Genomic DNA, 214 nt, shown 5'->3' on the forward strand with positions numbered 1-214 from the left:
CGTGATGTCCGGAGGGGCCGTGCCTGCTTATATACGGGTCACTCCAAACGCCCCCGATACGAGGATCGCGCGCGGGTATGACATTTCGGTAGGTCGGCGGCGATGCTTCGTCGCGTGGGCGTGGGCGTGGGCGTGGGCGTGGGCGTGGGCGTGGGCGTGGGCGTGGGCGTGGGCGTGGGCGTGGGCGTGGGCGTGGGCGTGGGCGTGGGCGTGG

Source organism: Phytomonospora endophytica (assembly GCF_014202425.1).
Classification (GTDB): Bacteria; Actinomycetota; Actinomycetes; order Mycobacteriales; family Micromonosporaceae; genus Phytomonospora; species Phytomonospora endophytica.